At 65.6% G+C, this 26,695-nt stretch carries 28 protein-coding genes; 10 read left to right on the top strand and 18 right to left on the bottom strand.

Annotated features, from left to right (window positions below; genetic code table 11):
• Positions 1-18: 18 nt before the first annotated feature.
• From IC66_RS0112570 to IC66_RS0112555, 4 genes are read right to left on the bottom strand one after another with little or no spacing between them, the layout of a single operon-like run.
• Positions 19-1,197: an MFS transporter gene (locus tag IC66_RS0112570; protein WP_049806517.1), complete on the bottom strand. Its 1,179-nt coding sequence runs from the start codon at positions 1,195-1,197 to the stop codon at positions 19-21.
• 55 nt (positions 1,198-1,252) lie between these two features.
• Positions 1,253-2,440 (bottom strand): MFS transporter, encoded by a 1,188-nt coding sequence (locus tag IC66_RS0112565; protein ID WP_049806520.1) that lies wholly within the window; start codon positions 2,438-2,440, stop codon positions 1,253-1,255.
• Positions 2,437-3,798 carry an NAD(P)-binding domain-containing protein gene (locus IC66_RS0112560; RefSeq protein ID WP_038947850.1) on the bottom strand — a complete coding sequence of 454 codons (1,362 nt, stop codon included), beginning with the start codon at positions 3,796-3,798 and terminating at the stop codon, positions 2,437-2,439. Before IC66_RS0112560 ends, IC66_RS0112565 begins: the two co-directional genes overlap by 4 nt.
• Positions 3,799-3,847: 49 nt before the next feature.
• Positions 3,848-4,165, bottom strand: coding sequence for an ArsR/SmtB family transcription factor (locus IC66_RS0112555; protein WP_038947849.1), 318 nt, complete (start codon positions 4,163-4,165; stop codon positions 3,848-3,850).
• A gap of 126 nt (positions 4,166-4,291) precedes the next feature.
• Here IC66_RS0112555 and IC66_RS0112550 point away from each other — a divergent pair, with 126 nt between their 5' ends.
• The 5 genes from IC66_RS0112550 to IC66_RS0112530 all read left to right on the top strand — a co-directional run bounded on the left by IC66_RS0112550 (position 4,292) and on the right by IC66_RS0112530 (position 7,180).
• Positions 4,292-4,654 carry an ArsR/SmtB family transcription factor gene (locus IC66_RS0112550; RefSeq protein WP_038947848.1) on the top strand — a complete coding sequence of 121 codons (363 nt, stop codon included), beginning with the start codon at positions 4,292-4,294 and terminating at the stop codon, positions 4,652-4,654.
• Positions 4,647-5,174 carry an arsenate reductase ArsC gene (locus IC66_RS0112545; RefSeq protein ID WP_028142979.1) on the top strand — a complete coding sequence of 176 codons (528 nt, stop codon included), beginning with the start codon at positions 4,647-4,649 and terminating at the stop codon, positions 5,172-5,174. The genes IC66_RS0112550 and IC66_RS0112545 overlap by 8 nt, the downstream gene beginning before the upstream one ends.
• Before the next feature lie 2 nt (positions 5,175-5,176).
• Positions 5,177-6,232, top strand: a complete 1,056-nt coding sequence (gene arsB, locus IC66_RS0112540) for an ACR3 family arsenite efflux transporter (protein WP_028142978.1) — start codon at positions 5,177-5,179, stop codon at positions 6,230-6,232.
• Positions 6,233-6,248: 16 nt separating this feature from the next.
• Positions 6,249-6,650, top strand: a complete 402-nt coding sequence (gene arsC / locus IC66_RS0112535) for an arsenate reductase (glutaredoxin) (protein ID WP_028142977.1) — start codon at positions 6,249-6,251, stop codon at positions 6,648-6,650.
• Positions 6,651-6,772: 122 nt separating this feature from the next.
• Positions 6,773-7,180 carry a GFA family protein gene (locus tag IC66_RS0112530; RefSeq protein WP_028142976.1) on the top strand — a complete coding sequence of 136 codons (408 nt, stop codon included), beginning with the start codon at positions 6,773-6,775 and terminating at the stop codon, positions 7,178-7,180.
• A 31-nt stretch (positions 7,181-7,211) separates the two neighbouring features.
• Here the strand turns inward: IC66_RS0112530 and IC66_RS0112525 are convergent, their stop codons facing one another.
• Complete coding sequence (locus IC66_RS0112525; protein WP_038947847.1) at positions 7,212-8,099, bottom strand: DUF1259 domain-containing protein; 888 nt, start codon at positions 8,097-8,099, stop codon at positions 7,212-7,214.
• A 37-nt stretch (positions 8,100-8,136) separates the two neighbouring features.
• The gene (locus IC66_RS0112520; protein WP_028142974.1) at positions 8,137-8,370 is read right to left on the bottom strand and encodes a hypothetical protein; all 234 of its coding nucleotides are present in this window, start codon (positions 8,368-8,370) and stop codon (positions 8,137-8,139) included.
• Between IC66_RS0112520 and IC66_RS46195 the strand changes: the two genes are divergently transcribed.
• Positions 8,354-8,527: a hypothetical protein gene (locus IC66_RS46195; RefSeq protein ID WP_157158048.1), complete on the top strand. Its 174-nt coding sequence runs from the start codon at positions 8,354-8,356 to the stop codon at positions 8,525-8,527. The two genes, IC66_RS0112520 and IC66_RS46195, sit on opposite strands and share 17 nt — an antisense overlap.
• 262 nt (positions 8,528-8,789) lie before the next feature.
• A complete protein-coding gene (locus IC66_RS0112515; RefSeq protein WP_028142973.1) occupies positions 8,790-9,866 on the top strand; it encodes a Cj0069 family protein in 1,077 nt (358 codons plus the stop codon).
• Positions 9,867-9,889: 23 nt separating this feature from the next.
• Here the strand turns inward: IC66_RS0112515 and IC66_RS0112510 are convergent, their stop codons facing one another.
• The 7 genes from IC66_RS0112510 to IC66_RS0112480 all read right to left on the bottom strand — a co-directional run bounded on the left by IC66_RS0112510 (position 9,890) and on the right by IC66_RS0112480 (position 18,549).
• A complete protein-coding gene (locus tag IC66_RS0112510; protein ID WP_038947846.1) occupies positions 9,890-13,078 on the bottom strand; it encodes an efflux RND transporter permease subunit in 3,189 nt (1,062 codons plus the stop codon).
• The gene (locus IC66_RS0112505; protein WP_038947845.1) at positions 13,075-14,493 is read right to left on the bottom strand and encodes an efflux RND transporter periplasmic adaptor subunit; all 1,419 of its coding nucleotides are present in this window, start codon (positions 14,491-14,493) and stop codon (positions 13,075-13,077) included. Before IC66_RS0112505 ends, IC66_RS0112510 begins: the two co-directional genes overlap by 4 nt.
• 79 nt (positions 14,494-14,572) lie before the next feature.
• Positions 14,573-14,965: a FixH family protein gene (locus IC66_RS0112500; protein WP_038947844.1), complete on the bottom strand. Its 393-nt coding sequence runs from the start codon at positions 14,963-14,965 to the stop codon at positions 14,573-14,575.
• A 101-nt stretch (positions 14,966-15,066) separates the two neighbouring features.
• Positions 15,067-15,432, bottom strand: coding sequence for a hypothetical protein (locus IC66_RS0112495; protein WP_028142969.1), 366 nt, complete (start codon positions 15,430-15,432; stop codon positions 15,067-15,069).
• A gap of 131 nt (positions 15,433-15,563) precedes the next feature.
• Positions 15,564-16,565 carry a tripartite tricarboxylate transporter substrate binding protein gene (locus IC66_RS0112490; RefSeq protein WP_038947843.1) on the bottom strand — a complete coding sequence of 334 codons (1,002 nt, stop codon included), beginning with the start codon at positions 16,563-16,565 and terminating at the stop codon, positions 15,564-15,566.
• 72 nt (positions 16,566-16,637) lie between these two features.
• Complete coding sequence (locus tag IC66_RS0112485; protein ID WP_038947842.1) at positions 16,638-17,540, bottom strand: VOC family protein; 903 nt, start codon at positions 17,538-17,540, stop codon at positions 16,638-16,640.
• A gap of 16 nt (positions 17,541-17,556) precedes the next feature.
• On the bottom strand, positions 17,557-18,549 hold the full coding sequence (locus IC66_RS0112480; RefSeq protein WP_038947841.1) for a zinc-dependent alcohol dehydrogenase family protein: 993 nt from the start codon (positions 18,547-18,549) through the stop codon (positions 17,557-17,559).
• 112 nt (positions 18,550-18,661) lie between these two features.
• Here IC66_RS0112480 and IC66_RS0112475 point away from each other — a divergent pair, with 112 nt between their 5' ends.
• The 3 genes from IC66_RS0112475 (at position 18,662) to IC66_RS0112465 (ending at position 20,908) form a co-directional block, all read left to right on the top strand.
• A complete protein-coding gene (locus tag IC66_RS0112475; protein ID WP_038947840.1) occupies positions 18,662-19,363 on the top strand; it encodes a GntR family transcriptional regulator in 702 nt (233 codons plus the stop codon).
• Positions 19,364-19,455: 92 nt separating this feature from the next.
• Complete coding sequence (locus IC66_RS0112470; protein ID WP_038947839.1) at positions 19,456-20,319, top strand: fumarylacetoacetate hydrolase family protein; 864 nt, start codon at positions 19,456-19,458, stop codon at positions 20,317-20,319.
• Between the two features lie 7 nt (positions 20,320-20,326).
• Positions 20,327-20,908 (top strand): amino acid synthesis family protein, encoded by a 582-nt coding sequence (locus IC66_RS0112465; protein ID WP_038947838.1) that lies wholly within the window; start codon positions 20,327-20,329, stop codon positions 20,906-20,908.
• A gap of 18 nt (positions 20,909-20,926) precedes the next feature.
• On the opposite strand, the gene IC66_RS0112460 is transcribed toward IC66_RS0112465, so the two are convergent.
• The 5 genes from IC66_RS0112460 to IC66_RS0112440 all read right to left on the bottom strand — a co-directional run bounded on the left by IC66_RS0112460 (position 20,927) and on the right by IC66_RS0112440 (position 26,633).
• A complete protein-coding gene (locus IC66_RS0112460) occupies positions 20,927-22,819 on the bottom strand; it encodes a TRAP transporter large permease (protein WP_038947837.1) in 1,893 nt (630 codons plus the stop codon).
• A complete protein-coding gene (locus IC66_RS0112455; protein ID WP_038947836.1) occupies positions 22,816-23,841 on the bottom strand; it encodes a TRAP transporter substrate-binding protein in 1,026 nt (341 codons plus the stop codon). The genes IC66_RS0112460 and IC66_RS0112455 overlap by 4 nt, the downstream gene beginning before the upstream one ends.
• 160 nt (positions 23,842-24,001) lie before the next feature.
• Positions 24,002-25,012 carry a transketolase family protein gene (locus tag IC66_RS0112450; RefSeq protein WP_038947835.1) on the bottom strand — a complete coding sequence of 337 codons (1,011 nt, stop codon included), beginning with the start codon at positions 25,010-25,012 and terminating at the stop codon, positions 24,002-24,004.
• A complete protein-coding gene (locus IC66_RS0112445; protein ID WP_038947834.1) occupies positions 25,009-25,854 on the bottom strand; it encodes a transketolase in 846 nt (281 codons plus the stop codon). The genes IC66_RS0112450 and IC66_RS0112445 overlap by 4 nt, the downstream gene beginning before the upstream one ends.
• Before the next feature lie 17 nt (positions 25,855-25,871).
• Positions 25,872-26,633 (bottom strand): SDR family NAD(P)-dependent oxidoreductase, encoded by a 762-nt coding sequence (locus IC66_RS0112440; protein WP_038947833.1) that lies wholly within the window; start codon positions 26,631-26,633, stop codon positions 25,872-25,874.
• Positions 26,634-26,695 lie beyond the last annotated feature (62 nt).

The raw sequence follows: 26,695 nt of genomic DNA, 5'->3' as shown, positions 1-26,695 counted from the left end.
ATGCCGAAGCAAGTGGGCTCACGATGGCTGCTTGCCGGCATGGTCCCGCCGCGACCACAGCAGCGCCAGCGGCCCCAGCGCGATTCCGGCTGCCAGAACGATGAACACCAGCAGCCAGCCGCTCGCGCTCTGCGGACCGCCGGCCATGTCGAGTGCGACGCCGGTTCCCCACGCGCTGGCGGCTGACAAGCCGAAGCCGACCGTGGAATGCAGGGCCAGCGTTGCGCCGCGATGCTCGGAGATTGCCGCGGCCGACATCCCTGCGGTCAACGCACCCGAATCTGCCGGCACCGTCAGGCCGTAGAGCATCAGCAGCAGCGCGAGCACCCATGCCGGTGCCGTTGCGTTGAGGCCGATCACGAGCGCGACGCTGGCTGACGCGATCATCACCACCGTGATGGCGCGATGCCGTCCGAACTTCAGGGCGGCCTCGTTGCCGAGGATGCTTGCGGGCATCGAGATCACCGCGAAGCAGAAGCTCATCAGCACGGGCGTCATCCAGGACGGCCCGCCCTGATGCGCAACGACGAAGGTCCAGAACCCGACCAGCCAGGTGCGAATGCCATAGAGCTCGAAGCAGTGCGCGCCGTAACCGAGGATGTAGCCGAGCGCCTCGCGATTGGCGAAGACAGGCGCGAAATTCAGCAGCCGCCCCGTCTTCGGGACAGGCCGGCGGCCCTCGATCAGGAGGCACGCAACCACCATCGCGATGGGGCCGACGCCGGTGACGTAGAACGCGGTCCGCCATCCCCAGCGATCGGCGAGGACTTGCGCAACCAGGAACGACAGGCCGACGCCGACCGAGAAGCTCGAGGTGTACAGCGTCACCGCCCGCGAGGTGTCGCCGGCAGGCAACCGGTCCGTCAGCGCCTTCAGCCCCGGCATGTAGGCGCCGGCGAAGCCCAATCCTGCGAGCGACCAGATCAGTGTGCCCGACCAGAACCCCTGGGCAAAAATGCCGAAGGCCATGGTCGCAAGTCCGCTAACGATGGAGCCCCACAGCAGCACGATCCGCGCGTCGATGCGATCGGTCAGCGTCGTCAGCACCGGCACCGCCAGCATGTAGCCGAACGCATAGCCGCTCGCCATCAGCCCGCCTTCGGCGGCAGACAGCCCCCAAGCCGGCATCAGATGCTGCGCCAAATTCGCCGACAGCGTGACGTGCGGCAGCAGATTGCCGAGCTGGCCGATACACATCACCGCAATCAGCGCCCCCCCGCTCAAGCTCCGAATGCTCGCCTCCCCTCAGTCCCTATCTCGTCTGGTCTGCACGCAGCAACAGAAGCGCAAAAAACGCGGAGATAGAAGCCAGCGCGCTGATCCATAGCGCGCTGCTGCCAAAATGCTCCACCATCAGCCCGAGCGCGAGTGGCGCGAGCGCGCCGGTGGCCCGCGACGGCAACGAGATCATGCCGACCCGTCTGCCGAAGCCCGCCGGCCCGAACAACGCCAGGGGAAGCGTACCGCGGGCAATGGTGATGATGCCGTTGCCCGCGCCATAGAGCACCGTGAAAGTCGATGCGAGGAAGGGGCCGCCCGCGACCAATGCAACAACCCCGATCGGATTCATGAGCATGGCGAGCCGCGCCGACAACAGCGGATGAAACCGGCCGAGCCATCCTGCTTCCAGCAGGCGGGCACCGACCTGCGCGGGCCCGACCAGGGCTCCTGCGAGCAAGGCCTGCGCCGGCGTCGCGCCGAACGCAACCAGCATGGTCGGCAGAATGGCCGAGACACCCGAGCTGACGAAGCTTGCCGCCGCGAACATGTAAGCCAGCAGCACCATCGCGAACGTCTCGCTCTGCCGTCCGGATCTTTGGCTCGCGCCAGGATCCGGTCGCGGCTGCTGGTCCAATGGAACGGCGCGCGGCAGCGACAGATTGAGCGGCAACGCCAGGCAGAGATGGATCGCCGCCCACACCTGGCAGGCGACGCGCCAGTCATACTCGGAGGCCAGCCACGTCGTGAGGGGCCAGCCAAGCGTGCTGGCGAAACCCGCGATCAGGGTGATGCCGGTGATGGTTCGCCGCGCGTTGCTGCCGGAGATGCGCGCAAGCGTCGCGAAGGCCGCTTCGTAAAGGCCCATGCCCATGCCGATCCCGAGCAACACCCAGGCCGCAACCAGCACCGCAATGCCATGAGCCACAGACAGGAGGAGCAGGCCTGCCACGAAGACGAGGTTCGAAACGGCAAGCAGACCGCGCCCTCCGAACGTATCGATGGCATGCCCCACGCGCGGCCCGAGCAGGCCGGAGACGACGAGCGCTCCCGACAGCGCGCCGAACACATAGGTCGGCGCAAGACCGAGATCGCGCGCAATCGGCGCGGCCAGGATGGCAGGGAGATAGTAGCTCGACGCCCACGCAATGGTCTGCGCGGTTCCGAGTGCGACGACAATGGCGAGCGGACCGGCCACCCGGTCCGCCGGGACCTGCGTCATGAGCAGCCGCACCCCGCGCGACCTGCCTTCTTGGCGGTTTCATCGTCAGCACAGCAGGCTGACGGCTCCTCCTTCGCCGGCCCGCCGCAGCATCCCGCTCCCGCCGTCTCGACACCGCCGCGCGTGCAGACGCCGGTCTCCGGCAGCACGAGCTCGACCCGTGCCGCAGCCGCCTTGTCGCCGGCGATGTCGGCGACGATCGAGCGGACCTGCTCGTATCCCGTCATCATCAGGAAGGTCGGCGCACGGCCGTAGGACTTCATGCCGGCGAGATAGAAGCCCGGCTCGTCATGCGCGAGCTCGCGCGCCCCGTGCGGCCGAACCGTGCCGCAGCTATGCTCGTTGGGATCGATCAGGGGCGCGAGCGCGGCCGGAGCCTCGATCGCCGGATCGAGCCGCAGCCGCAGCTCGGACAGGAACGAAAGATCGGGACGGAAGCCGGTAGAGACGATCAGTTCGTCGGCCACCACACTCTGCGCACCGCAGCAGCTGCCTGCCGAAATCCTGAGACGGCCTTCGGAGTCCGACAGATGCGTGACGCCGAAGTCTGTTTCGACCCTGATCTTTCCGGCTGCCACGAGCGCGGCGAAGGTGGAGCCCAGCTCGCCGCGCGCGGCAAGCTTGTCATTGCTGCCGCCCCCGAACGCCTTTGCGGGATCGGTGCCACGCAACAGCCAGATCGCTTGCGTGCCTGATACCTCGCCCGCGAGCCGCACGAGATCGATCAGAGTGCCCAAAGCGGAATGGCCGGCACCGAGCACGGCAACGGTCTTGCCGGCATATCTGGCGCGCTCAGTGCCCTGCACATCCGGCATGCCATAGGCGATGCGGCCGGCGCGTTCGCGTTCGCCGATCGCGGGCAAACCGTTGCTGCCGGCGGGGTTGGGAGAGAACCACGTGCCTGACACGTCGATGACGGCATCGGCGCGAAGCACCTCGGGGCCTTTGCCATTCTGATAGCGAATTTCGAACGGCGCCTGCTCCCTGCCCTTCGTCTTCGCCTTGTCGAAGCCGGCGCGGCTGATCGCCGTGACCCGGCTCGACGTCCGGATCGCCTCACGCAGCGGCGTGCGCGTTGCGAGCGGGGTGAGATATCGGTCGATCAGCTCGCCGCCGGTCGGATAGGCGTGAGGGTCTGGTGAATTCCACCCCGTCAGCGCGAGCAGCCGCGCCGCCGCCTTGTCGACATTGTATTCCCACGGCGAGAACAGCTGGACATGCTGCCACTGACGGACCGCGTGGGCGGCTTCGGGCCCGGCCTCGAGCACGATCGGAGACATACCGCGCTCGAGCACATGCGCAGCTGCAGCGAGGCCAACAGGCCCGGCTCCGATGATGGCAACCGTCTTGGCGTTCATTCCGACTTCTCCCATCTTTCTAGAATCATCGAATAATTCGCCCGAAAAATCAGGACGCCGTTTGTGTATTCTTGCATCCGACTTCGTCCGCGCAGCACTCCGAGGCCAGGAAATCCACCAAGCCCCGCATCGCGTCAAAGTTTGCGTGGCAGATCAGGGTCGTCGATTCCCTGACCTGGCTGACCAGCCCGACCGCAACCAGGGTCTTGATGTGATGCGACAGCGTCGAGGCCGGAATCTTCAGCTTGTCCTGCAGGCGGCCGACGGGCATGCCCGAATGCCCGGCCCGAACCAGGGCCCGGTAGATTTGAAGCCGGGTTTGATTGCCCAGGGCCTCCAGACGTGCTGCTGCGTCGGCGATCTTCATGGTGCCAGGCTGCGCTCGTTCACGCCGGTTGTCAAACCGTATTTCTAGAATATTCGAATTTTGTTCCGACCGGCATGAATCAGATTCAGATTGACGGCCCGGCAACATTTCCATAGATCTGGATATATGGAAAACGAAGAAGCCGTCCTCGCCCTCGCCGCACTGGCCCAACCGACCCGCCTGGAGGCATTCCGGACGCTGGTCAGGCACGAGCCCGAAGGCCTTGCAGCGGGCGACCTCGCCCGTCTGCTGGAAGTTCCCCAGAACACGCTGTCCGCGCATTTGGCGATCCTGACCCGGGCACGCCTCGTCTCCTCCGAGCGGCACAGCCGCTCGATCGTCTACCGCGCCAATCTCGGCGAATTCCGCGACGTCACGCTCTTCCTGCTGCGCGATTGCTGCGGCGGACGGCCGGAGGTCTGCGATCCCGTCGTCGAGACACTGCAAGCCTGCTGCTCGCCAAAACGGAAGGAGCGAAGCCGTGCCTGACCAAATCTACAATGTGCTGTTTCTGTGCACCGGCAATTCGGCGCGATCCATCCTGGCCGAGTCGATCCTTTGGAAAGACGGCGCCGGCCGCTTTCGGGCCTTCTCCGCCGGCAGCGCGCCAAAGGGCGCGGTGCATCCGCTTGCGCTGCGCACGCTTGAGAGCACGGACTACCCTGTCGACGGGCTACGCTCGAAAAGCTGGCTGGAATTCGCGAGCGCCGATGCGCCCGTGATGGATTTCGTCTTCACCGTTTGTGACAACGCGGCCGGAGAAGCCTGCCCGATCTGGCCGGGCCAGCCGATGACGGCGCATTGGGGCATTGAGGACCCTGCCGCGGCCGAAGGTTCCGAGCTGGAGAAGCAGGCGGCGTTCGTCACTGCGTTCCGATATCTCAAGAACCGGATCGACACCTTCGTGAACTTGCCGCTGAGGAGCATCGACAAGCTGTCGCTCGGCACCAGGCTGCGCGAGATCGGCCGCTCCGACGGCGCGACGTCAGGCAGAAGCGACGTGGCGTGACAATGAGCATCTTCGAACGATACCTCACTCTGTGGGTTGCACTGTGCATCGTCGTCGGCGTCGCACTGGGACACGTCATGCCCGGTTTCTTCGGCGCGATCGCAGCCGCCGAGGTCGCCAAGGTCAACCTGCCGGTGGCGGTGCTGATCTGGCTGATGATCGTGCCCATGCTGCTGAAGATCGACTTCGGCGCGTTGGGCGAGGTGCGGAAGCATTGGCGCGGCGTCGGCGTCACCCTTTTCATCAATTGGGCCGTAAAACCGTTCTCGATGGCGCTGCTGGGCTCTTTCTTCATCGGCCACCTCTTCGCACCGTGGCTGCCGTCCGGCCAGATCTCGTCCTACATCGCCGGCTTGATCCTGCTGGCGGCGGCGCCTTGCACCGCGATGGTGTTCGTGTGGTCCAATTTGTGCGAGGGGGAGCCTCACTACACGCTGAGCCAGGTCGCCCTGAACGACGTGATCATGGTGTTCCTGTTCGCGCCGCTGGTGGGACTGCTGCTTGGCGTGGCCTCGATCAGTGTCCCCTGGGGCACGCTGCTGCTCTCCGTTCTGCTCTATATCGTGGTTCCCGTAATCGTTGCTCAGCTGTGGCGCAAGGTGCTGCTGCGCGGAGGCGACGACGGCTTCAACCGCGCCATGCGGATGCTGCAGCCTGTGTCGCTAGTTGCGCTCCTCGCCACATTGGTGCTGCTGTTCGGCTTCCAGGGCGAGCAGATCGTCCGGCAGCCACTCGTCATTGCCATCCTTGCCGTGCCGATTCTGGTGCAGGTTTATTTCAATGCGGGCCTCGCCTATTGGCTGAGCCGGCGGTTCGGCGTGGCCTGGTGCGTTGCGGCTCCGGCCGCTCTCATCGGCGCGAGCAACTTCTTCGAGCTGGCGGTCGCCGCCGCGATCAGCTTGTTCGGCCTCGACTCCGGCGCTGCGCTGGCGACCGTGGTCGGCGTTCTCGTCGAGGTCCCGGTGATGCTGTCCGTCGTCCGCATCGTCAAGGCGACAAGGGGCTGGTACGAGGCCGGCGCTGGCAAAGTCCCGACGGCCTTGGAAGCCCACCGGTGAGGCATGGAGACCGACCATGAGCGTCACGATCTACCACAACCCCGACTGCGGCACCTCGCGCAACACGCTGGCGATGATCCGGCAGAGCGGCGCCGAGCCCGTCGTCATCGAATATCTGAAGACGCCGCCGTCCCGCGAGAAGCTGCTCGAGCTCGTCAAGGCTATGGGCATTTCCGTCCGCGCGCTGCTGCGCGAGAAGGGCACGCCGTTTCGCAATCTCGGCCTCGATGATCCCAAATGGACCGATGACGAGCTGATCGATCAGATGCTCGCGCATCCCATCCTGATCAACCGCCCGATCGTGGTGACGGCGAAGGGCACGCGATTGTGCCGGCCCTCGGAAGCGGTCATCGATCTGCTGGATCATCCGGTCGGCCGGTTCGTGAAGGAAGACGGCGAAGTGGTCGGAGCGCGCTGAGCCGGCTCCGATGGCAGCAGCTGTCAGGCGACAGTAGGACGCAACTTCAAATCGCTTGCAGCGTTGAAGCCGCACCTCTCGAGAGCTATCGATCGGCAAGATCGATCCATCGGGAGGAACGCATGAGCACCATCACCGGCGGCTGTCACTGCGGCGCAATCCGTTACGAGGTCGAGGGCGACGCGATCGTGCATGCGCTGTGCCACTGCCGCGACTGCCGGCTTCACGCCGGCGCTCCGGTCGTCGGCTGGACGATGTATCCGGAGAGCGCACTCAAGGTGACCAAGGGCGAGCCCAAGATCTACAATTCCTCGGAACACGGCCGGCGGCACTTTTGCGGCCATTGCGGCACCGGCCTGTTCTATATCAATGCCGACATGCTGCCGGGGGTCATCGACATCCAGAGTGCGACTTACGATGATCCCGAGGTCGTGCCGGCGACGATGCACATCCAGGTCGCCGAGCGGCTTCGCTGGATGGAGCATGCGCACGAACTGCCGGCGTTCGAGCGCTATCCTCCCCAGCCGTAGCGGCGAGAGGCGATGCCGGCACAGCTCCGCATCAGCTCCTCGTGCTGGCCGTCTTGTCCAGCGCGGCACGCAGGCCATTCGCCAGCTTGACCGCGTCGTCGTTGGCCCAGAAATGCATGAAGAACAGCCGCGGCTGCTCGTCCAGCATGTGGCTGTGCAGCGCCGTCACCTCGATGCCGTGCGTGCGCAGCGCCACGATGACCGGGTTCACCTCGTCGCTGGTCAGGACGAAATCGCCGGTGATGGCGGCCTTGCCTCCTCCGGTCGGCTGGAAGTTGATGGCGATCGCAACGCCCATCGCACAGACGGGGGTCAGCAGCATGCCGTCCTCCGTGATCGGGTCGCGCCGCTTGACGTTGAACTGGTAGACGCCGCCGTTGGCCTGCCCCTTGACGCCGATGACCTGATCGAGCTTGGCGGTGTCGAGGTCGATGGCAGGCGGCGGGCCCGCCGGCGCCGCGACCGTCAAGGGAGTCTTGCTTTCGGCCAGCGCATCGTGGATCGCCGAGGCCAGCTTGACGGGATCGCCGTGTCCGGCGACGTGCATGTAAAACGTCGCCGGGCTCGCGCGCAGCAGATGATTGTGCACGGCGGTGATCTCCAGACCGCTCGCGATCATCTTCGCCATCACGGGATTGATCTCGGTCTCGAGGAGCACGAGATCGCCCATAACCATGGCACCGCCATGCGCGGGCTTGAACGCGAGCCAGCCGCCGAGCGCCAGCGCCGGCTTGATCGTCACCCCGTCCAGGGTCACGGTGAGATCGGTGCGGGGAAAGCCGTAGCGGTGGACATCGTCCGCAACGGCGGGCTTGCGGCCCAGCGTCTCGTCAACCTTATTCCAATCGAGATCCTGCGCATGAGCGCCCGCGATGAGGCAGGCACTGACGCCGATCAGCGCCGAGATGGTCTTTCGCATTGCTCTGCTCCTCAAGCTGGATTCAGCCGTCAGCGTCTCACTTCTGCTCCTTGATCTGGCCGGCACTGTCGACGACGAGCCGCACGTCCTTGCCGTTCTTCACGGCTTTTGCGGTCGTGCCCTCGGCGGTCGATTTGATGTCGCTGACCTGCGTGTAGCCGGCCGCCTGGATTTTGGCGACGACCTCCTCTCGTGTCAGAGCGCGTGCGCTCGACAGCCCGCTGGCGATCGCCAGAAAGAGGATTGTGTGAAAGATGACCTTTGTCCGCATGACATTCTCCTGGCGTCTCCTGCCCCAGGTGAAGTCGTTTTCGGCGCGGCGCGACGAGACGACGCCAACGCGCTTCGGCGCCGACGCCGCGCACGAATGGAAAATTACGATTTGTCTGATGAGATTGGGAAACGATGACATGCTGCGCCCTTGGTGATCAGGACGCGATGCTTGGGCATGTCGCCTCGCGGGGAGATCGCAAATCCCCGTCACGTCGAATAGAAACCCGGGTGGCCCAGCTGTCAACACGCGCATGGCCGAGGCGCGTCACGAAGAGTTCACTCGGAACGGAACCGCACCAACCGGCATCTTGAAACGACCGGACGATCTCATTAGGGTTGGTCACGTGGGGACGAAGCAGACTCCCCGTGAGACCCCGGTCCAAGCTCTGCGCAGCACGCCATTCGTGGAGCTTGCGCATGGACACCGAACGACACCCTTCCCCCCGCCAAACACTGGCCATCCTCTCACGCGGCGATGCCGCCGCGTGCCGCGACACGACGGCGCAAAACAGCCGCTTCGTCCGCGTCTTCGAGGCCCTCGCCGCCCTCGGCATCGACGCGCACCCCGTGATCTACGACGAAAGCTTTGCCGACGCAGTCCGCGACCAATTGCTCGCGGCTGACGGCGTGCTGGTCTGGGTCGATCCGATCCACCAGGGCAAGACGCGCGCCGAGCTCGATCCCCTGCTGCGCGACGTCGCGGCGCAGGGACCGTGGGTGAGCGCCCATCCCGACGTGATCCTGAAGATGGGCGTCAAGGAGGTGCTCTACCGCACGCGTCACCTCGGCTGGGGCGCCGACACGCATCGCTATGACAGCGCCGCGGCGTTCCGCGCCGAATTTCCCTCGCGCCTTCGCGCGCACGGCCCTCGCGTGCTCAAGCAAAATCGCGGCAATGGCGGCCAGGGCGTCTGGAAGGTCGAAGCGCTTCCGCACACGAACGAGACGGTTCGTGTACTCCATGCCCAGCGCGGGAGCCGGCCCGAGGACATCAGGTTCGACGAGCTGGTGGCGCGCTGCGAGCCGTATTTCGGATGGGGCGGCTGCATCATCGACCAGGCGTTTCAACCTCGCCTGCCCGACGGGATGATCCGCTGCTACATGAGCGGCGCGAGGGTCGCGGGCTTTGGGCACCAAGTGATCAAGGCCCTGATCCCGCCGCCGCCGGAAGGCCCCGACGCGCCCGAGGCGCAACCGGGGCCGCGCATCATGCACGGGCCTGATGCTCCGCCGTTCCAGGCGCTGCGAAGGTCGATGGAGGACGAATGGACGCCGCAGATGATGGAAACGCTCGGTATCGATGAATTGTCACTGCCGGTGATCTGGGATGCGGATTTCCTGTACGGGCCGCCGGATGCGGCGGGCGCCGACACCTACGTGCTGTGCGAGATCAACGCGAGCTCCTGCTTTGCGATCCCCGAGGAAGCGCCGGCGGCGATCGCACGAACGGTGACGCACCGCCTGCTGCGGAGCCAGGAGGCACGGTCCGGCTGAGAGCCGGACGACGTCTCGCGATCCTATTCGGCGGCTTGCGGAGCGCGCATGCCGTTCTCCGTTTCAACGGCAGGCTGGTCGGCGAGCGCCGGTTGCTCGCCATCAGGCAGCCCCCGCCCCTTCACCAGCCCGAAGATCGCCGGGATCACGATCAGCGTCAGCAATGTCGACGAGATCATCCCGCCGATCATCGGCAGCGCGATGCGCTGCATGATTTCGGATCCCGCGCCGGTGCTCCACATGATCGGCAGCAGGCCCGCCATGATGGCGACCACCGTCATCATCTTGGGCCGGACGCGCTCGACCGCGCCCACCATGATGGCGTCATGGAGATCGCGCCGGGTGAAGACCCCGCCCTCGGCGTCGCGCCTCGCCTTCATCTCGGCCAGCGCGTGATCGAGGTAGATCAGCATCACGACCCCGGTCTCGGCAGCAACGCCGGCGAGCGCGATGAAGCCGACGGCGACCGCGACGGACAGGTTGAAGCCAAACCACCACATCATCCAGATGCCGCCGACCAGCGCGAAAGGCAGCGACAGCATCACGATCAGCGTCTCGGTCAGCGCCCTGAAGTTCAGGTAGAGCAGCAGGAAGATGATCGTGAGCGTGACGGGCACGACGATCTTGAGGCGCGCCGCCGCGCGCTGGAGATATTCGTACTGGCCGCTCCAGACGACATAGGTGCCGGCGGGAAACTGGATGCTCTCCGTCACCGCGCGTTGCGCGTCCGCGACGTAGCTGCCGATGTCGCGATCGCGGATGTCGACATAGATGTAGGTCGCCAGCTGGCCGTTCTCGGTCCGGATCGAGGTCGGCCCCCGCGCCGGCTCGACCTTGGCGACCTCGCCGAGCGGCACGGCGCCGCCCGCCGGCATCGGCACCAGGATATCGCTCGCGATCGCCTTGGGATTGTCGCGCAGGTCACGCGGATAGCGCATGTTCACCGTGAAGCGCTGGCGGCCTTCCACGGTCGTCGTGACCGTCTGGCCGCCGAGCGCGGCCGCGATGGTGTCCTGAACGTCCTGGATCAGGATGCCGTAGCGCGCGAGCGCCTCGCGGTCCGGGACGATCTCGAGATAGTAGCCGCCGATACCGCGCTCGGCGTAGGCCGACGACGTGCCCGGGACAGTCTTGATCACCCGCTCGACCTGCCGCGCCAGCCGGTCGATCTCGACGAGGTCGGTGCCCATGACCTTGACGCCGACAGGCGTGCGGATGCCCGTCGACAACATGTCGATGCGGGCCTTGATCGGCATGGTCCAGGCGTTCGAGACGCCGGGGAACTGCAGCGCCTTGTCCATCTCCGCGATCAGGCTGTCGAGGGTGACACCGGGACGCCACTGCTCTTTCGGCTTCAGATTGACCACCGTCTCGAACATTTCGGTCGGTGCCGGATCGGTCGCGGTCGCCGCCCGTCCCGCCTTGCCGTAGACGGAGGCGACCTCGGGGAACGACTTGATGATGCGATCCTGCGTCTGCATCAACTCGGCCGCCTTGGTCACGGAGATGCCGGGCAGCGTCGTCGGCATGTAGAGCAACGTGCCCTCGTTCAGCGCCGGCATGAACTCGGTGCCGAGCTGCCGCGCCGGCCATGTCGTGACGGCGAGGATTGCGAGGCAGGCCAGGATCACCAGCGTCCTGGCGCGAAGCACGCCCTTGATCACGGGCCGGTAGATCCAGATCAGGAAACGATTGATGACATTCCGGCTCTCCGGGACGATCCGGCCGCGGACGAAGATCACCATCAGCGCCGGCACCAGCGTGACGGACAAGAGGGCAGCGGCGGCCATCGAGAAGGTCTTGGTGAACGCCAGCGGGCTGAACAGCCGCCCCTCCTGCGATTCCAGCGTGAAGATCGGCATGAACGACACGGTGATGATCAGCAGGCTGAAGAACAGCGCAGGCCCCACTTCGGAGGCGGCATCGATCAGGATCTGCACGCGCGATTGGCCGGGCTCGGCGCGTTCGAGGTGCTTGTGGGCATTCTCGATCATGACGATCGCGGCATCGACCATGGCGCCGATCGCAATCGCGATGCCACCTAAGCTCATGATGTTGGAGCCGAGGCCGAGCAGCTTCATGGCGCCGAATGCCATCAGCACGCCGACCGGCAGCATCAGGATCGCGACCAGCGCGCTGCGGACGTGCAGCAGGAACACGATGCAGACCAGCGCGACGACGATGCTCTCCTCGAACAGCGTGTGCTTGAGCGTGTCGATGGCCGCGTAGATCAGGTTCGAGCGATCGTAGACCGGGACAATCTCGACCGATTTCGGCAGGCTGCTCGCGATCTCCTTGAAGCGCTTCTTGACGTTCTCGATGACGTCGAGCGCGTTGACGCCGAAGCGCTGCAGCACGATGCCGCTGGCGACTTCGCCCTCGCCGTTCAGCTCGGTGATGCCCCTGCGCTCGTCCGGTCCGAGCTCGACATTGGCGACGTCGCGGAGCAGCACCGGCGTTCCGCCGGAGGTCTTCAGCACGATGTTGCCGAGATCGTTGATGCTCTTGATATAGCCCTTGCCGCGGATGACGTATTCGAACTCGGCGAGCTCGACGGTGCGCCCGCCGACATCGGCGTTGCTGGCGCGGATCGCCTCACGAATTTTTTGCATGCTGATGCCGCGATCGCGCATCCGCTGCGGGTCGAGCACCACGTTGTACTGCTTGACGAAGCCGCCGATGCTGGCGACCTCGGCGACGCCTTCGGCCTTGGCCAGCGCGAACTTCAGATTCCAGTCCTGGATCGTGCGGGTGTCCGCCAGGTTCAATTCCTTCGACAGGACCGCATACTGGTAGACCCAGCCGACGCCGGTGGCGTCGGGACCGATGGTCGGGGTGACGCCGGCAGGAAGCCGCGAAGCCGCGCCGTTCAAAAATTCCAGGACGCGCGAGCGCGCCCAATAGATGTCGGTGCCGTCCTCGAAGATCACGTAGACGAACGAGGCGCCGAAGAAGGAGAAGCCGCGCACGACTTTCGATTTCGGCACGGTCAGCATCGCCGTCGTCAAGGGATAGGTGACCTGGTCCTCGATCACCTGCGGCGCCTGGCCGGGATATTCGGTGTAGACGATGACCTGGGTGTCGGAGAGATCAGGGATCGCATCCAGCGGCAGGTGGATCAGCGCATAGAGACCGGCGGCGGCCGCAAAACCGGTGCCGAACAGCACCAGCAGCAGATTGCGCGCCGACCAGGCGATGATGCGGGCGATCATTTGCGCTCTCCCGCCGCATGGCCCGCATCGGACGCCTGAGGCGCTCCTTCCGCAAAACCCTTGAGCGCGGCCTTCAGATTGCTTTCCGCATCGATCAGGAAGGTGGCGGATGTGACCACCGCCTCGCCGTCGGCAAGCCCGTCCCGCACCTCGATGTAGCCGCCGCCACGCCGGCCGAGCTTCACCTCGCGCGGCTCGAAGCGCCCTTTCCCCTTGTCCACGAGGACGGCCTGCCGCGTGCCGGTGTCGAGCACCGCGCTATCCTGGATCGCCAGCACGGGCGCGGCGTCGGCCGTGTCGATCTCGGCATCGACATACATGTCCGGCAGCAGCGCCGCATCGGGATTGGCAAGCTCGATCCGGACGCGAACCGTCCTCGTGTCGCGGTTCACCTGCGGATAGACGATTGCGATCTTGCCGCTGAAGATGCGGCCGGCAAAGCTCCGCGCGCGCACCGCCACGGACTGCCCCACCGCGATATGACCGAGATCGCGTTCGGCGATATCGACGAGGGCCCAGACGACCGAGGTATCCGCAATCCGGAACAGCACGTCGCCGGGATTGGCGCGCATGCCTTCGATCGCGTTGCGCTCGAGCACGATGCCGTCGCGCGGCGCCGACCAATGGATGGTGACGGGCGCGCGGCGCGTCTTCTCCATCTCGGCGATGACCTGCTCGGGCACGTCGAGATTGACCAGCCGTTGCCGCGAGCCGCGGCCATACATCTCGACGCCGCCCACCGTCTTGGAGGTGATCGTCGCAAGATATTCCGCCGCGGCGGACGCAACCGCCGAACTGTAGATCTCCATCAGCGGCTGGCCCGCCTTCACACGCGTGCCGGTGGTGACGTCGGCGACCTTCTGCACGAAGCTTTCGGCGCGCATCGCGATGACAGAGACGCGGCGCTCGTCGAGCTGGATCGTGCCGGGTGCCTTGACCGTGACGCGGATCGTCCGTCGTTCGACCGGCTCGGACTTCACGCCGGTGCGCTGGATCTTGCCCGGCGAGAGCTTGACCGTGCCGTCGTCGGCCTCGTCGCCTTCGTAGACGGGGACGTAGTTCATCCCCATCGGGTCCTTCTTCGGCACCGGCGAGGTGTCGGGCAGGCCCATGGGGTTGCGGTAGTACAGGATTTTTCGCCAGGAAGTCGCCTGCGGTGGCTTTGGTGCCGTCGCAGGCGCCTGACCGTCTTCATAGACCGGCAGATAATCCCGGCCACGGTCGTCCTGCTTCGGACTAGCGGACCAGAGTGGCGCGCCGCTGGGGTCACGATAGTAGAGCGGAGTTCGGTCCGCTTGAGCTGCAGCCGGGGTCGCCTCGGCATGAGCGGACCAGCGTCCGTGCGAGGACCAGTATGCGCCCACGGCCAGGCCACCGGCCAGCGCGAGAAGTGTCAGGAGACGCAGCGTCTTCATGGTGTGTCTTCGCGCGCTTGGCACGCGTCCATGTGAGGGGAAGGAGAAAATTCGGACGCCGCAAGCAGCGTCCGCACGCTCACTTGGTCGCCGTGACGATCACCTTGCCGGTGACGGTCTCGGGCTCGCCCTGCACTTTCGCCGACAGCGTCACCTGATAGCGGCCGGCCATCGGCAGGTCCGTCCGGAAGGCGTAGACGCCCGGCTCCTGCGACGGAAGCGGCGCGACCGCCGATTCCATCTCGGCCATCCCGTCCGGGGCCATGTCGACGCGGGTCTTGAAGATGACGGCGTCCGCCACCGGCTTGCCGGTTTGCTTGTTGGTCAGGCGAATCGAGAGCGTGACGTCGTCGCCCTTCTTCATTTGCGCAGTGACGGGCTCGAAGGCGTAGTCACTGGGGCCCGCCATCGCGGCGGAGGCGGCAAGCGAAAGGGTGGCGGCGAGCGCCGCGGTGCTGAATTTGGAAAGCATTGTCCTGTCCTCATGATCTGATTTTTCGCCGTGGCGCATGAAGCGCGCACGTCAGTTGTCGTCGCGCGCAAACGTGCTGCGCGCGTTCGGCTGTTGCGAGATCAGATTCGAGGAGGTCGGAAGGGAGGACTGCTGCCGCGGACGGAGACGACCTGATCCTCGGGGATGGCGATCGTGCTCACCGCTACGGCGAAATGCCCGAAGACGACGGGCCTGATGGCATCGAGCGCGATGGTGCCGCCGACGCAGCAGAAACCCATCCCGCATTTGTAGCCGATAGTCTGGGAGGGCGTCCCCTTCATGTCGGGGCAGCAATCGTCCATCGCCATCCCGGCGTCGCTGCCCATCTGCATGGTCGCCGGCATATCGTCCGACGACATGGCAAGCCCGGATGCGGACGCGCCAACGGGCAGCATCGCCAGGGATATGGCGATTGCGAATGCCAGGATGGTACGGACGAGGCGCATCTTTATCGAGTTACCTTATCAAGGTCGCAGCGTAACTCTCGTAGCATATCCCAGTGCCGGTGGCGCTTGTTGATCCGGATCAAGCATTCGTGACCAGGGCCGGCCGGTACCGACCCTGCCGCCGGCCCGGGTCAGATCTTCGGGATCTTCGCGCGCTCGACCACGCCGGTCCATTTGGCGATCTCGGTCTCGATCAGCTTCTTCATCTCCTCCGGCGAGCTGCCGCGGACCTCGCCGCCGACGGCGGTCTCCAGACGCTGCCTGAGCTCGGGATCCCCGAGTGCGTCCAGCGTCGCGGCATTGAGCGCGGCGATGATGGCGGACGGCGTTCCCTTGGGCGCCAGCAGGCCAGCCCAGGTGCGCACGTCGTAGCCCTTGATGCCGGCTTCCTGCACGGTCGGGACATCGGGCAGCAACGCAGTGCGCGTCGGCGAGGTCACCGCCAGGCCACGGATCGCGCCGCTCTGGATCTGCGGGGCCAGCAGCACGGGCGTGCCGACGATGACGGGAACGTCACCACCGAGCAGCGCGGTGGTGGACTGCGAATCGCCGCGATACGGCACGTGCACGATCTCGATGCCGGCTGTGGCGTTGAGCAATTCTCCCGCAAGATGATGCGTGCTGCCGAAGCCGACCGATCCGAAGCTGAGTGAACCCGGCTTGGCCTTGGCCATGGCGATGAGCTCACCCAGCGATTTTGCGGGATAGTCGCTGCGCACGGCGATGACGAGCGCGTAGTAGACCAGCGTCGAGATCATCTCGAAGCTTTCGGCCGGCTGATAGGCGAGGCTCTTGTAGGTCGCCGCGGAAATCGCGTGCGCGCCGGTGACGAGGCCGAGCGTATAACCGTCGGGCGCCGCCTTGGCGACCGCATCCGCCGCGATGTTGCCGCCGGCGCCCGGCTTGGCCTCGACGATGATCGGCTGCCCGAGCTTCTTCGACAGCCCGTCGGCGATGATTCGCGACAGCGTGTCGGCGGCGCCGCCGGCGGCAAAGCCATGCAGCAGGCGGATCGGACGCGACGGATAATTGTCCGCCCATGCAGGGCCGGTCACCAGACAACCGCCGAGAAAAACGCCAAGAAAGACGCCGAGCAGAAAAATGGCCGCAGCAAGCCGCTTCATCCCTCGCATGGATGCTTCTCCCTCAATTGTCATGTCGTTGGCCGCAACGCGCGCGGCGTCGTTCAGGTCGAATTGAATTCGCTAGCGCGCAAACTCCGTGCATTCAGGCGATGGCGGCATGCCCCAGACGTCGCGCGGCAGCCCGACCCATACCTTCGGCCGCTGCGGACGATCGCGATGCCAGGGACGCGGCTCGAAATAGCCGAGCTCCTCGTCCACCATCCGGTCGAGGTCATGAAACAACTCGACCAGATGCCCATCGGGATTGCGGTGATAGATCGCCGTGTTGTGCCCGGGGCCGTGACGCACCGGTCCCCAAAGCACCGGGAGCTTGTGACGCGCGAGATGGTCGCAGGCCCGATGCATGTGGTCGGGGCCCCGCAGCTCGAACGCGAAGTGATGAAGACTGCGGACCGGGGCGCGGGCGAAGTTGAGCGTGTGATGCTCGAAGCCGCTGCGCATGAAGACGAAGCGATCCTCGATCCAGTCTGAGACGCGCAGGCCCATGAATTTGGCATAGAACTCCGAGGCCGCGCGCGGATCGGGCGTGCGAAGCGCGACATGGCCGAGCTTGGCGACCGCGAGGGCGCCGATCCGCTCCTGCGCGGGCGTGGGCGTCCAGCTCTGGATCAGCTCGAAGCGCGTGCCCTCTGGATCCGTGAACGACAGCAGCCGGGACACACCAGGCAGGGGATCGCTCCGAAGCTCGGGCCGTAAGTCCGCCTGCTTCAGCGCGGCGCCCAGCGCCTCGATCTGGACCTCCGGGGAGATCTCAAAGGCGATGCTGCTAAGTAGCGCATCGCCGGGCTCGATCACGAGCGAGAGCTGCTCGGAATCGCTGGCGAGGAAAATGCGGTCTCCGTCGCGGGCAACGAGGCCAAGTCCGATCACGCCGCGATAATAGTCGAGCAGCCGCTCCGGATCGGGCGAGGTGAAGGTCGCGTGTCGCAGCCGGGTGAAGCGTGCAATGGGTGCTTGTGTCATCGTGCGGTCCATCCCCTCATGGAATCATGATGATCTTGCCGAGCGCGGAGCCCTGCTCCAGCAACGTATGCGCCTTGCTGACTTCGTCGAGCCTCAGTACCGCCGAGATCGCCGGCTTGATCGCATTGCGGCTCAAGGCCTCGATCACGCTGCGCATCAGGGCACGGCGTCCGTCACGATCGTGGTCGTAGATGTGGAAGGAGAAGCAGCGGATCGCCGGACAGATGTCGAGATGATCGCGCATCGCCGCCATCAGATTTTCTTCCGGCAAACCGGCGAAGGCGTTGTAGGACAGCAGCGTGCCCCATTTGCCGAGCGCGCCGAGATAAGAGGTGAACTCGGGCCCGCAGACGTGATCGAGCACGAGGCCGACGCCCTCGCCATCCGTCAGCTCGCGGGTGCGCGCCACGACATCCTCGCTCCGGTAGAAGATGACGTGATCGGCGCCGTTCGCCCTGGCGAACGCGGCCTTCTCTTCAGTCGAGACCGTGCCGATGACGGTCATCCCGGCAAGCTTGGCCAGCTGCACCAGCGCCGTGCCGACGCCGCCGGCAGCTCCAATCACCAGCGCGCTTGCGGGCGCGCGGGGATGGCGGCACTCGTGCAGCAGTGCGTAAGCGACCTGGTAGTTCGACAAGCACACGGCCGCTTGCAGATCGACATTGTCCGGCAGCGCGTGAACGGCATCCGCGGGCGCGACCACGACGTCGGCATAGCAGCCGCCGCGCTGGGACAGATCGCGCGCGCTCAGCAGCACCTTCTGGCCGATGGCAAAGCCCTCGACGCCGGACCCGAGCGCGGAAATGCGCCCCGCGACGTCGTTGCCGGGATTGGCCGGCAGCGGCGGCATCCATTTGTAGACGCCGCGCCGGATCAGCACGTCGGGTTGACCGACCCCGAACGCCTCGGCCCGGATTTGAACATGGCCGGCTCCGGGCAGAGGCACCGGAAGCTCGACCAATTCGAGTGCATCCGGCCCACCCGGCTGACGCACCAGCACCGCCCTCATGACTTCACGCGCTCCCTGGGACCATATTTTCGAAAATCATACCGTTTACGAAAATTATTGCAAGATGGTCGTTAGCGCGGCATGTTGAGGCATCGATTCAGCGACAGGTCCCATGCCCGAGAGCGCCGTCCGCCCCCGCAAGGAATTCGGCAAGACCATCGCCGCCGACATCACGCATCGGCTGCGCGAGGAGATCATTGCCTGCGCCCTTCCGCCCGGCGAGCCGCTGCGCTTCGACGTGCTGCGCGAACGCTTCGGCGCCAGTTTTACCACGCTGCGCGAGGCGCTGACCGCGCTCGCCGCCGAAGGCCTGGTCGATGCCCAGGAGCAGCGCGGCTTTCGCGTGGCGCCGGTCAGCCGCCAGGATCTGGTGGAGGTCACCGATGCAAGGGTGCTGATCGAGGTGGAATTGATCCGCCGCTCGATCGAGCGGGGCGATGACGATTGGGAAATCGCCGTGATCTCCACACTGCACCGATTGAAGCGGATCGAGCAGCGCGATCCCGAGCATCCCCTGCGCGATCCCGAGTGGAAGATCGCGCATCGCCAGTTCCACCAGGCCCTGGTCTCCGCCTCCGGCTCGGCGACGCTGCTCGCCATTCGCGCCGAGCTGTTCGACCGTGCCGAACGCTACCGGCATCTCTCCGCCAATTTCAGGCCGCGCCCGCGCGACAAGGCCGGCGAGCACCAGGCGATCATGCAGGCCGCCATCTCGCGCAACGCGGATCTCGCCGTGCAGTTGATCGAGACCCATATCCGCTCGACCTCCGACAACGTCGCCAAATACGCCGGCCATCTGCTCGACGCCGAATAGGCGACCTGCATTTTCACGCGGCGGGCTTGCGCCCGGCCTAATTTTCGAAAACAATACATCAGATCGAAAATCGAAATCGTTAGGGCGAAATCATGAAGCTGCTGTCGTTCTTGGATGGAAATCGGGAAAGCTGGGGCGCCGTTGTCGAAAACCGCGTGGTGGATCTGGGCCGCGCCCTGCCCCAGTACCCCACGCTCGCGGACTTTCTCGGCAGCGATGACTACGCCAAGCGCGAGGCGATCGTCGCCGGGCACAAGCCCACGTTGGCGCTGAGCGACATCAAATACCTGCCGGTGATCCCGCGGCCCGAGAAGATCGTCTGCGCCGTGCGCAATTATCTCGACCACCACAACGAAGCCGTGGCGTTCGGCATGAAGCGCGAGATCACGGAATTTCCGCCGATCTTCCTTCGGGTCTGGCGTTCCCAGGTTGCGCACAACGCGCCGGTGATCCGGCCGAAGGTCTCGGACAATTTCGATTGGGAGGGCGAGCTCGCCGTCGTCATCGGCAAGGGCGGCCGTCATATCAGCCAGACTGATGCATGGAATCATGTCGCGGGCTATTCGATCTACAACGACGTCAGCGTGCGCGACTGGCAGCGCCACGCCCAGCAGATCGCCTCCGGCAAGAACTTCGTCGGCACCGGCCCGTTCGGACCGTGGCTGGTCACGCCGGACGAGATCGGCGATCCCACGAAACTCAAGCTGGAGACGCGCGTCAACGGCGCGACCGTGCAGTCCTCCGACACCTCGATGCTGATCTTCTCGATCCCGCGGCTGATCGAATATTGCTCGACGATCTTCGATCTCGTCCCCGGCGACGTCATCGCCACCGGCACGCCGGCCGGCGTCGGCTTCACCCGCAAGCCGCCGATCTTCCTCAAGCCGGGCGATGTGGTCGAGGTCGAGATCGAGAACATCGGCGTGCTCAGCAATCCCGTCGTGGACGAGGCCTAGCTTCAGCATGTCGTCCTACGATATTCGCAAGACCGCGCTCAGCGTCGAGACCATCTGGCATGAGCGCGGCCCACGGCTGGAGAAGCCGCTGCTGGTCGGAACCGCCGTCGCGGTGATCCGCAATCCCTTCGCCGGCCGCTATGAGCCCGATCTGATGCCGTTCCAGGCGGCCTTGCGTGAGCTCGGACGCGAGCTCGCTGGCGCGCTGATCGCACAGCTCGGCGGTGCGCCGCGGATCGAAGCCTATGGCAAGGGCATCATCGTCGGCGAAGACGGCGAGCTCGAGCATGGCGCCGTCTGGCATGAAGCCGGCGGTCACGGCATGCGCGAGGTGCTGGGTCAACCCAAAGCAATCGTGCCGGCGGCGAAGACCATCGGCGGTCCGGGCACGCGCCTGATGGTGCCGCTCGGCCACATCCACGCCGCCTATGTCCGCAGCCATTTCGGCACCGCGGAGATGACGCTGTGGGACGCGCCGCGGCGCGACGAGATCGCCTTCGGCCTCGTGATGGCGACCGGCGGCCGCCCGCATGCCCGCATCGGCGGCCTCGAGGCGTCGGAGATCTCCGTGCATGACGGGCAGCGCTGAGCGCCGCCCGTCTCCGCGTCACAGGAAGCCGGTCGAGATCCACGGGATCGCCGCGACGATCAGCGTGCCGATCAGCAGGGCCACGATATAGCCGACGATCGGCTTGATACCCTCGTCGGGACTGATGCGGCTGATGGCGCAGGCCGCGTAATAGCCGACCCCGAATGGCGGGGCGAACAGGCCGATACCCATCGCGAGCACGACGACCATCGCGTAGTGCACTTCGTGCACGCCGACCTGGCGGGCGATCGGAAACAATAGCGGCCCGAACAGGACGATGGCGGGGATGCCTTCCAGCACGCTGCCCAGAATGACGAAGGCGAGGATCGTCACGCCGAGAAAGACAGGCGTTCCGCCCGGCAGCGCCGTCATGAACTTTGCAAGCGAGGCCGAGAAACCCGATTGCGTCAGAGCCCACGCCATCCCTGTCGCAGCGCCGATGATCAGCAGGATCGCGCCGGACAATGACGCGGTCTCCACCAGCATTGGGTAGAGGCGGCGCCAGGAGAACTGACGATAAATCAGGAGCCCGGTGAGCACCGAGTAGACGATGCCGATGGTCGAAACTTCGGTCGCGGTGGCGACGCCCTCGACCACCGCGGCGCGGATGACGAAGGGCAGCGCCATTGCCGGGATGGCAATGACGAAGGCGCGGCCGATCTCCCTCCCCGTGGCCCGCTTCACATGCGACAGGTCCTCGCCCCGGTATCGCCACCAGACCACGGCGCAGAGACCGATGGCGAGCACGATGCCGGGCAGCAGCCCCCCGGTGAACAACGCCGCGATCGACACGCCCGTCACCGAGCCGATGGTGATCAAGACGAGCGACGGCGGAATGGTCTCGGTCTGGGCCCCGGTCGCCGCGAGCAGCGCCACGAGATCACCGGGCCTGGCGCCGCGCTTGGTCATCTCCGGAAACAGCACCGGCGCCACGGCGGCCATGTCCGCCGCCTTCGAGCCGGAGATGCCCGACACCAGGTACATTGCGCCGACCAGCACATAATGCAGGCCGCCGCGCACGTGGCCGAGCAGGCTGGCGAGAAAGCCGACCATGGCCCGCGCCATGCCGGTCATCTCGATCAGCAGGCCGAGGAACACGAAGAGCGGCACGGCCAGCAGGATCAGATGGCTCATGCCTTCGTCCATGCGACCAATGATGACCGCATCGGGCGTGTTCGTCGTCAGCGCCAGATATCCGACGGTGGCAAGACCGAAGGCAAAGGCGATCGGCACCGCCGCCAGCACCATGGCGCCGACGATGACCACGAAGAAGATCAGCAGGTTGAGATTGCCGAGCGGTTTCAACACCGGCGCGATGAGGACGAGCGCGGCGATGATGCCGGCGACGAGCGCCCCAGCCGCGAGCAGGCTGCGCAGGCTCGAGATGCGGGCGAGCCGCAGGACCGCCGCGACCAGCATCAATCCGATGCCAACGGGTAACGCGGCAGCCCGCCAGCTGTTGACGATTTCGAGCGCCGGCGTCGTGACGAACACCTCGTCGGCCGCGAACTCGTAGGCAGGGTGGACCACCAGCAGCAGGAATGCCAGCGATGCCGCGGCGGCAACGACGTCCAGGAAGGCACGTGCGTCGGGACGGAGCATGCCGATGATGGCCGTCATCCGCATGTGCTCACCGCGCTGGAACGCGATCACCGATCCCAGCATGGCGAGCCACAGGAACAGGATGCCGGCAAGCTCATCCACCCAGATGATCGGAGCGTGAAAGACATATCGTCCGACGATGCCGGCCGACAAAACGACGATCTCGGCGAGCACCAGGAGCGCCGCCGGGATCGCAACCACATGACCAAGCACCCTGTTGGCCGCGACGGCCCAGCGGTGCACACCGGATTGAGGCGCCGCACCCGCGGCGCCCTGATCGATCCCAGGCATATGGTTGATCGCGGTCATGACAGCTTGCCCGCCGCTTTCTCGAGCTGACTCCAGGCCTCATCGCCGAACTTGGCCCTCCAGTCGGCGTAAAAGCTGGTCTTCGCCAGGGCCTGGCGGAATGCGCCGCGGTCGACGTCGATGAACTGCATGCCCTTGGCGGTCAGGTCGGAGCGCAAGGACTCGCTGAGCTTGGCGACGTCCGCACGCTCGTCCTTGGCCGAGCGATCCAGCTCGCGTGTCACGATCTGCTGCACATCCTTCGGCAGCTTTTCGAAGGCGCGCTTGTTGCCGAGGATCCAGTAATTGTCCCAGACATGCCCGGTCAGGGAACAGGTCTTCTGCACCTCGTACAGCCGGGCCGTCGCGATGATCGGCAGCGGATTTTCCTGACCGTCGACCACCTTGGTCTGGAGCGCGGAGTAAACCTCGTTGAAATTGATCGGCGCGGGGCCTGCCCCGAGCGCCTGGAACAACGACGTCAGATTGGGAGCGGCCGGCACGCGCAGCTTGAAGTTCTTGAGATCGTCCGGCGTCCTGATCTCGCGGCCGGACGACGTGACGTGGCGGAAGCCGTTATCCCAGGGGCTCGACACCGCCATGATCGGCGTGCGCGCGATCTGCGCGCGGATATAGGCGCCGAGCTCGCCATCCATCGCCTTCCAGACCGCGTCATAGTTCGTGAAGAGAAAGCCGAGGTTGACGATGCCTGCGGCCGGCACCAGCGTCGCGAGGATCAGCGAGGACAGGTTGAAGAACTCGACGCCGCCGTTGCGGACCTGCGTCAACAGGTCGGTATCCGATCCGAGCTGGTTCGCCGGGAACAGATTGATCTCGAGCCGGCCGCTCGTCGCCTCGCGAATGCGGTCGGCAGCTTCCTTGGCGCGGATGTTGACGGGATGCGTCGGATCCTGCCCCGTCGCAAGCTTGTAGGTGAATTCCGCGGCCGAGGCCGGGCGGGTGAGAATGGCACATAGCGGCACGGCGGCGCCGGCCATGAGCAACTTGCGGCGGCTGAGAGTTATCGGCTTGCGCAAGGTCATCGTTTCCTCCTGTCGAGCATGGATTGGTTGATGCAAAGGCGGCTCTTCACCGCCCGTGTTGCTGCTGGCCGGCTCTCGATGCGCCGGCATTGGACAGCAGCCGTCGTTCTTCGCAGCGGCGCGACGAAGCATGTCCGTCGTGGATCGGGAAGACGGGCTGCTAGCGCAGCCACTCCTTGATCTGCCGCTTCACTTCCGCGGTCGAGATGCCGTAGCGGTCGTGCAGCGTCGGCAGCGCGCCGGCGGCGAGAAACTCGTCGGGAAGTCCGATCTGCCGGAACGCGGGATGAACGCCCGCGCGCATCAGCAGCGTCGCCACGGCCTCGCCGAGCCCGCCGATCACTGTGTGATTCTCGGCGACGACGACGAGGCGGCCGGGCTTGCCCGCTTCGCGCAGGATCGCTTCGGTGTCGAGCGGCTTGATGGTCGGAACGTGCAGGACAGCCGCATCAATGCGGTCGTCCGACAAGGCCTGGGCCGCCTCCAGCGCGCGCATGGTCATGATGCCCGAGGAGATGATCAGGACGTCGCCACCGTCACGAAGCAACGCAGCCTTGCCGAGCTCGAACCGGTAATTGTACTCGTCGAGCACCAGCGGCACCTGTCCGCGCAGCAGGCGCATATAGACCGGTCCGCGATGCGCGGCGATCGCCGGCACGACCTGCTCGATCTCGTGCGCATCGCAGGGATCGATCACCGTCATGTTCGGCATCGCGCGGAACAGGGCGAGATCCTCGGCCGCCTGGTGGCTGGGTCCATAGCCCGAGGTCAGGCCGGGCAGCGCGCAGGCGATCTTCACGTTGCGGTCTTCTTCCGCAATGGTCTGGTGGATGAAGTCGTAAGCCCGGCGCGAGGCGAACACCGCGTAGGTCGTCGCGAACGGCATGAAGCCTTCGGCGGCGAGCCCCGAGGCTGCGGCGAACAGCAGCTGCTCGGCCATGCCCATCTGGTAGTAACGATTGGGAAAAGCCTGCGCGAAGATGTGCAGGTCGGTGTATTTGCCGAGATCGGCGGTCATGCCGACCACGTCCTCGCGGCTGCGGGCGAGCTCGACGAGCGCGTGGCCGAAGGGCGCGGGCTTGGTGCGCTGGCCCTCCGCTGCGATCGAGGCGATCATGGCCGACGTGGTCAGGCGCGGCTTTGCCGAGGGGGTCGATCCGGCGGACTTCATGACTGGTCTCCCGCGTTCAGTGCAGACAGCGCGAGCTGCCATTCATGCGGCTCGACGCGAATGAAATGGTTCTTCTCACGCTGCTCCAGGAAGGGAACGCCCTTGCCCATCAACGTGTCGGCGACGATCATGCGAGGCTTCGGCTCGGCATGCGCCGTCGCGGCATCGAAAGCCCCCACCACTGCGTCGAGATCGTTGCCATCGACGCGCTGCACGAACCAGCCGAAGGCCTCGAGCTTATCGACCAGCGGCTCGAAGCCGAGCATCTGCTTGGAGGGACCGTCGGCCTGCTGATTGTTGACGTCGACGATTGCGATGATGTTGTCGAGCTTGTGATGGGCAGCAGACATGATGGCTTCCCATTTCGAGCCCTCGTCGAGCTCGCCGTCGGAGAACAGGGTGAAGATTCGCGCCGCCGAATTCTTGCGCTTCAGCCCGAGCGCCATGCCGACGGCGATGCCGAGGCCAAGGCCGAGCGAGCCGCCGGACATCTCCATTCCCGGGGTGTAGGAGGCCATGCCCGACATGGGCAGACGGCTCTCGTCGAAGCCATAGGTCGCGAGCTCCGCCCCCGGAATGATCCCGGCCTCGATCAGCGCCGCATAAAGTGCGATCGCATAGTGCCCGTTCGAGAGCAGAAAACGGTCGCGGCCTTCCCAGACCGGATCCTCGGCGCGAAAGCGCATCGCGTGGAAATAGGCCACCGCCAGCACGTCGGCGATATCGAGCGCCTGGGCGATATAGCCCTGGCCCTGGACCTCGCCCATCAGCAAGGCGTTGCGGCGGATATTGCGGGCGCGCTGTGCCAGCGTCGGCGCGTTCGGGAGTGTCGGTTTTGCCATGTATATCTCCTCCTCGCCTAGTGGATCAGCATGCCGCCGTTCACGTCGATGACCGCACCGGTGACGTAGGCCGACAGGTCCGAGGCGAGGAAGGTGTAGATGCCCGCGACGTCGGCGGCCTCGCCGAGGCGGCCGAGCGGTATGCCCTCGAGGATCTTCGTCCGCATCTCGTCGGTGAGCTTGCCCGCGGTGATATCGGTGCCGATCAGGCCCGGCGTCACGCAGTTGACGCGGATACCGTCGGGCCCGAATTCGCGGGCCATCGCCTTGGCGAGGCCGAGCACGCCGGCCTTGGCTGCCGAGTAATGCGGTCCGCCGAAGATGCCGCCGCCGCGCTGGGCGGAGACCGACGACATGCACGCGATCGACCCGCTCCTGCGCTTGCGCATATGCGGGATCACCGCCTGCGACAGGAACAGGATGCCCTTCAAATTGACGTCCTGGATACGGTCCCAATCTTCAGGGGTGATGTCGAGAAGCTTCACCGGCTGCGTCACGCCCGCATTGTTGATGAGGATGTCGATCTGACCGAATTTCGCGATGACCGCTTCAACGGTCTTGATGCAGGCCTGCTTGTCGGTGACGTCCAAGGCGAGGCCAAGATGCGGCTCGCCAGTGCCGGATTCGAGTCCGCGCGCGGCGGCTTCCGCGGCTGAACCGTCGATGTCGAGAATGGCGACCCGGGCGCCTTCGGCCGCAAAGCGGCGGGCCGTTGCAAGGCCGATGCCCCGCGGCGAGGCCGCTCCGGTGATGATGGCTGTCTTGCCGCGTAGCAGCATTGTGATCCTCCCTGAATGGCTGTTGCCGGCACCGACGGCGCCACTGTTCTTGACCCGTTGAT

The organism is Bradyrhizobium genomosp. III (assembly GCF_000261705.1).
Taxonomy (GTDB): domain Bacteria; phylum Pseudomonadota; class Alphaproteobacteria; order Rhizobiales; family Xanthobacteraceae; genus Bradyrhizobium; species Bradyrhizobium ottawaense.
The sequence above is the reverse complement of the archived record's forward strand: the minus strand, read 5'-3'. Positions and strand labels throughout refer to the sequence as shown.